General features: G+C 40.9%; 4 protein-coding genes. All 4 read left to right on the plus strand.

The features are described 5' to 3' along the window. The first annotated feature begins 222 nt into the window (after positions 1-222). The 4 genes from DDR33_RS12815 to murA all read left to right on the plus strand — a co-directional run bounded on the left by DDR33_RS12815 (position 223) and on the right by murA (position 6,210). Positions 223-1,656 carry a tetratricopeptide repeat protein gene (locus DDR33_RS12815; protein ID WP_146198759.1) on the plus strand — a complete coding sequence of 478 codons (1,434 nt, stop codon included), beginning with the start codon at positions 223-225 and terminating at the stop codon, positions 1,654-1,656. A 162-nt stretch (positions 1,657-1,818) separates the two neighbouring features. Then, positions 1,819-4,098 (plus strand): ATP-dependent helicase, encoded by a 2,280-nt coding sequence (locus tag DDR33_RS12820; protein ID WP_109416202.1) that lies wholly within the window; start codon positions 1,819-1,821, stop codon positions 4,096-4,098. 51 nt (positions 4,099-4,149) lie between these two features. After that, positions 4,150-4,806 (plus strand): DUF4290 domain-containing protein, encoded by a 657-nt coding sequence (locus DDR33_RS12825; RefSeq protein ID WP_109416203.1) that lies wholly within the window; start codon positions 4,150-4,152, stop codon positions 4,804-4,806. 78 nt (positions 4,807-4,884) lie between these two features. Continuing rightward, positions 4,885-6,210 (plus strand): UDP-N-acetylglucosamine 1-carboxyvinyltransferase, encoded by a 1,326-nt coding sequence (murA, locus tag DDR33_RS12830; protein ID WP_109416204.1) that lies wholly within the window; start codon positions 4,885-4,887, stop codon positions 6,208-6,210. Positions 6,211-6,219: the final 9 nt, after the last annotated feature.

The following is a 6,219-nucleotide window of genomic DNA, read 5'->3' on the forward strand; positions in this document are numbered from 1 at the left end:
CGCCCATGTCCTTCTTCTCGCCGACCATCACACTCTTTTCTGACTTCACTGAGGGTTTTACTTCATTTTCTTTCTTGCAGGAAGAGAATCCTATTCCGAATAATACTGCTACGATTAATATCTTTTTCATTGTCTAGTAAGTTGTTAAAATATAGCTCGAATTTAACAAAGTTTTGGCTCAAGAACTTTCCAAAAAAAACTCTATATTACAGCAGGAATATAATGAGAGAATACCGCCTTTTTGCCGTAATTTACTTTCTTTTAACTCAAGTTTGTTATTCACAACAACCATCGAACACCGCTGATAGTTTGCAGGTTAATACTCTGAACAGACTAGGTTACGAGACCAGGCTTACCGATCCTGAAATGACAATAGGATATGGGAAGAGAGCATTAAAACTTGCTTCAAAAATAAACTTTAAAAACGGTATTGCAGAATCTTTTAGAGTTATAGGGATTGGCAACTATTATGTGGGCCGGAATGACACTGCGATAGCGAAATATTTAGCATCTCTTGCCTTATTCAAAGAGACTAAGAACCTGAATGGACAAGCGAAGCTATACAACAATATTGGTAATCTATATAGAGAAGTAGATTATGATAAGGGACTCTTTTTCTTTAAACAGTCATTAGCTCTGGCCAAGAAGTTGAATATGCAAGATCTTATAGCCGGATGTCATCTGAATATTGGTATCATCTATTATAGAAAAAAACAGTATAACACGGCTCTTATTAACTTCGAAAAAAGCTATAATCTCTTCACATCGCTAAACAATGCTATTGGGATTACACAATCGCTTCAAAACCGGGGCGTAATTTATTTTAAACTGAAACAAATTTCTAAGGCAGAGAGCCTTCTTATAGAAGCCAATAAAAAAGCCAAGGAAAATGAGTTGAATAATACAATTGCGAGCATTAACCTTACCCTGACGTCTGTCTACATTGAACAGAAAAAATTTAAGAAGGCAGAAGAGACCGGGAACGAAGGTCTCGCATATGCACAACTTGTCAAGGACAAAAAGCTCGAGCAGGATTATATATACACCTCATATGAGCTTGAAAGTAAAAGGAAAAACTATGAGCAAGCTCTTTACTATCTGCGGGAGGTATACAGACTGGATAGTATCGCGTACAACAATGACTTGTCAGGAAAGATCGGCTTAATCCAGGAGCAATACAAGTTTCGTGAAAGAGAAAGGGAAAACCAGCTAATAATAGAACGACAAAAAGCGAGCAGAATCCTTTACATTGCCACGTTCGTAGTACTCATCCTTTCAATCGTCGTCATTATCCTGCTTGTGATGAATGTTAGAAAAAAGAACAAGACCAACAAGCAACTTCAGGGATTAAATGATGAAATATCTCTTCAAAAGGAAAACCTTGACAGGATCAACCATAACCTTGAAGAAATCATTGCAGAACGAACGAAAGACCTTCAGATCAAAAACAAGAAACTTTCTGCATATTCATCTCATTTATCCCATCAGATAAGAAGTCCGATAGCTACAATGAAAGGCTTGATGCTTCTGGAACAGGAGGATCTGATTGAAAAAGATGAATTTGTGAAAGAGGTGGGCAAATGCGTCAATGAAATCGATGATAAGATTTTGAACATCAATAAAACGCTTCATGATCCCAAGGATCAGGATTTCTAACGATTTAATACCGGAAGTGGAAGTATTCAGATGCAGACACTATTTCAGCAGAAATTAGCCAACTGACATCCATGCCATATGGTTTACGAACAAAAGCAAGCTCTCCAAGTTGGCATATAGAAGCAATTTACCTAAGTTTGTCACTCAAAAAGAAGATAGGTTTTGGAATATTTACAGGGATTAAATTCTTCACAACGAGCGGCCGTTTTACAGATCAACGGGCCTGTAATGATTGTAGCAGGTGCTGGTTCGGGAAAGACCAGGGTCATCACCTACCGCGTGGCACATTTGATTAAATCTGATGTAGACCCGTTCAACATTCTTGTACTTACGTTTACCAACAAAGCGGCCAAAGAAATGAGGGAACGTATTACGAAGGTAGTAGGGCCCGAAGCAAAGAATATCTGGATGGGGACATTTCACTCTGTTTTCGCTAAGATATTAAGAGTTGAGGCAGAGAAAATAGGCTATCCTAACAACTTTACAATATACGATACCGATGATAGCAAAAGTCTTCTCAGAGCTATTCTAAAAGAACAGCAGCTTGACGATAAGCTCTACAATGCAAACTTCGTATATAACAGAATTTCCTCAGCAAAAAACAATCTTATCTCCGCTGCGGAATATCAAAAGAACGAGCATATACAGGCTGAAGACTTTTCTTCAGGCAGAGGAAGACTTGGCGAGATCTATCAACTGTATACACAACGATGCTTCAAAGCTGGTGCGATGGATTTTGATGATCTGCTCTTCAAAACGAATGTACTATTGAAGGAGCATCCCGATGTTTTGTATAAATACCAGAATAAATTTAAGTACCTGATGGTCGATGAGTATCAGGATACAAATTTCTCCCAGTATCTCATCGTAAAAAAACTTGCTGCCATTAACGAGAACATCTGTGTGGTGGGCGATGATGCGCAAAGTATCTATGCCTTCCGGGGAGCAAATATTCAGAACATCCTGAACTTTGAAAAGGATTATCCGGACCTGAAGGTATTTAAACTGGAACAAAATTACCGTTCGACACAGAACATCGTAAACGTTGCCAATAGCATTATTGCCAACAATAAGAACCAGCTTAAAAAGAATGTATTCTCTGAGAATGAAACGGGAGACAAAATACGGGTAAGCAGGGCTTTCAGCGACAACGAGGAGGGCAAAATGATAGCAGAGAGCATTGCCCAGGAAAGAGCAGTAGGAGGCCTCCGCTACCATGATTTTGCTATCCTTTACCGCACAAATGCTCAATCCAGGGCGATGGAAGAGGCGTTACGTAAATTGAACGTCCCATACAAAATATATGGGGGCCTTTCTTTCTATCAAAGGAAGGAAATTAAAGACCTGATCGCTTACTTCAGGCTTACATTCAATCCCAACGACGAAGAGGCGCTAAAAAGAGTAATCAACTATCCAAGAAGAGGTATTGGGGACACCACAGTAGAACGGGTGATTATTGCGGCAGACCAAAACAACATTACGCTTTGGGAAGTAGTTACGGACGCCGGAAAATACCTTGATTCGAGAAGTGCAACAGCAGTGAGCAATTTTGCTACTCTGATCCAGAGTTTTCAGGTGATCGCTAAAAACCAGGGCGCTTATGATGCGGCACTTCACATCTCTCAGCATTCCGGTCTTTTGAAGGATCTCTACGAAGACAAATCGGTTGAAGGATTAAGCCGGTATGAAAACATTCAGGAGCTACTGAACGGGATTAAAGAGTTTGCCGAAAGGGAAGATATAGCTGAAAAAGGCCTGGATGTCTTCATGCAGGATGTCGCACTCCTGACAAATGACGACAATGATAAGAACCCTGACGCTGATACAGTTTCGTTGATGACTATTCACTCAGCCAAAGGCCTTGAATTTCCCAACGTATATGTTGTCGGTCTTGAGGAGAACCTTTTCCCTTCGCAAATGTCTCTCAATTCGCGCTCCGACCTTGAAGAAGAACGGAGACTTTTTTATGTTGCTATTACCAGGGCAGAAAAAAAACTGACTCTTTCATACGCTACTTCCCGCTATCGGTGGGGAACACTGACAAGTTGCGAACCGAGCCGCTTCCTTGATGAAATAGACGCCAAATATCTGGAACTGGAATTCAGACCTCGACAAAAATCGGTTGACAAGAATCCTTTCTTCGATAATGAAAGAAGTGCATGGGGACAAAAGCAAAACGACACCTTCTCTAAACCCAAGCCACCGGCAGCGCAAAAGACTACATCGATTCTGCCCAAGGCACATGTTCCTTCTCCAGGATTTGCTCCTTCAGACACGTCTGGCCTGCAAGTTGGCATGGAAGTTGAACATGAACGCTTTGGTTTTGGAAAAGTTATTAATATAGAAGGGAGTAAGCCTGATTTAAAGGCAACTATTTTCTTTAAAGAATTGGGACAAAAACAACTTTTGCTTAAATTTGCAAAACTTCGTATAGTAACTTAAATTTCCTGCTGAAATTATACAGGAACATACTTCCCCTAATTAACTAGATAAATGACATTTGACTATAATACTACAAGGAGAAAACTGATCCTTGCTGAATACGGCAGAAATGTACAAAACATGGTTGCCTATATTTGTACACTACCTACAAAAGACGAAAGAAACAGACACGCACAGGTGGTAATTGATCTGATGGGGTTCCTGAACCCTCATCTTAGAGACGTTGCAGACTTTAAGCATAAACTATGGGATCATCTTCATATCATCTCTGACTTTAAGATCGATGTAGACTCTCCATATCCCAAGCCATCCCCTGATGCTTTACATCTTAAACCCGAGCCGTTACGCTATCCTCAACAACGGATCCGCTATAAACACTATGGCAAAACCAATGAGATTATGATCGAAAAAGCGAAGGCTATAGAAGATCCCGAGAGAAGGCAACAAATGGTCGAATCAATTGCCAATTTCATGAAAATGGCATATGTAACCTGGAACAAGGATTCTGTCGCCGATGAAACAATCATAAATGACCTTCGCGAACTTTCAAAAGGAGAACTTGAGCTGGAAGAGAATGTTAGTTTAAGTAAAATCGAGTTCAAACCTACTACTCCTGGTATGCGTCAAAAAATGATGCAGAAGAATGGACAGAACGGGAAAAACCGGCAGAAACCAGGTAAGATTAAAAACAACGGGAAACGCTATTAAATTATCTGTTATGGGCTTGAATTTTGTATCCCCTTCAGGGAGGTATAATTTAGTGCCTGTAACTTTATAATTTCAGATATGAATGCATTCGAAATTAACGGAGGAAAGCCTCTGAAAGGAGAGATTATTCCCCAGGGCGCAAAAAATGAGGCATTACAGGTGATATCCGCGGTCCTTCTGACAGAAGAAAAAGTTACCATCAGTAATATACCTGATATTAAGGATGTCAACAAGCTGATTGAATTACTGGGAGACCTGGGTGTTAACATAGAACATACTAGCAAGGATACATATACATTCGAGGCCCGCAACATTGATCTGAACTTTTTTTCATCGGAACAGTTCAAGGCCAAGGGAGGAAGCCTTAGGGGATCCATCATGATTGTAGGCCCCCTGCTGGCCAGATTTGGAAAGGCCGCGATTCCGAAACCAGGAGGAGACAAAATAGGAAGAAGAAGACTCGACACTCACTTTCTCGGTTTTGAAAAGCTTGGTGCAAAATTCAACTTCAATCCTGAAACCAACTTCTTCAATGTGGATGCGAGCCAGTTGAGAGGCACCTATGTATTACTTGATGAAGCTTCTGTCACCGGGACAGCCAATGTTATAATGGCTGCGGTACTTGCTAAAGGAACGACTACTATATATAACGCTGCCTGCGAACCGTATATTCAGCAACTCTGTAAAATGCTGAACAGGATGGGAGCTCAAATTTCTGGCATCGGGTCTAATCTGCTTACCATAGAAGGAGTTGAAAGCCTGGGAGGAACGGAGCATAGACTGCTTCCCGACATGATCGAAATCGGATCATTTATTGGCCTTGCAGCCATGACAGCTTCTGAAATTACAATCAAAGATGTTCAATATAAAGAACTGGGGATCATTCCCGACGTATTCCGTCGTCTGGGGATACAAATGGAGCTTAGAGGAGATGACATCTTTATTCCATCACAACAGCATTATGAGATCGATACATTTATAGATGGCTCAATTCTCACAGTCGCTGATGCTCCATGGCCTGGCTTTACACCCGATCTTCTCAGTATCATACTGGTTGTTGCTGCACAGGCGAAAGGAAATGTCATGATTCATCAAAAGATGTTTGAAAGCCGCTTGTTCTTTGTGGATAAACTGATCGACATGGGTGCCCAGATTATTCTTTGTGATCCTCACAGGGCAACGGTTATTGGATTGAACAAGCAGGTTCAGCTTAAAGGAATCGAAATGACCTCTCCTGACATTCGTGCAGGCGTTGCACTTCTGATCGCGGCGTTATCTGCCAGTGGCAAATCTGTTATTCATAATATAGAACAAATTGAGCGTGGCTATCAGGATATAGATATAAGGCTTAGAGCGCTTGGTGCAGATATTAAGCGTATTAACGCATTACCAAAAGGCCACTGACAAACATAC

The sequence above is a fragment of the Pararcticibacter amylolyticus genome (assembly GCF_003130405.1).
In the GTDB taxonomy this organism is placed as follows: domain Bacteria; phylum Bacteroidota; class Bacteroidia; order Sphingobacteriales; family Sphingobacteriaceae; genus Arcticibacter; species Arcticibacter amylolyticus.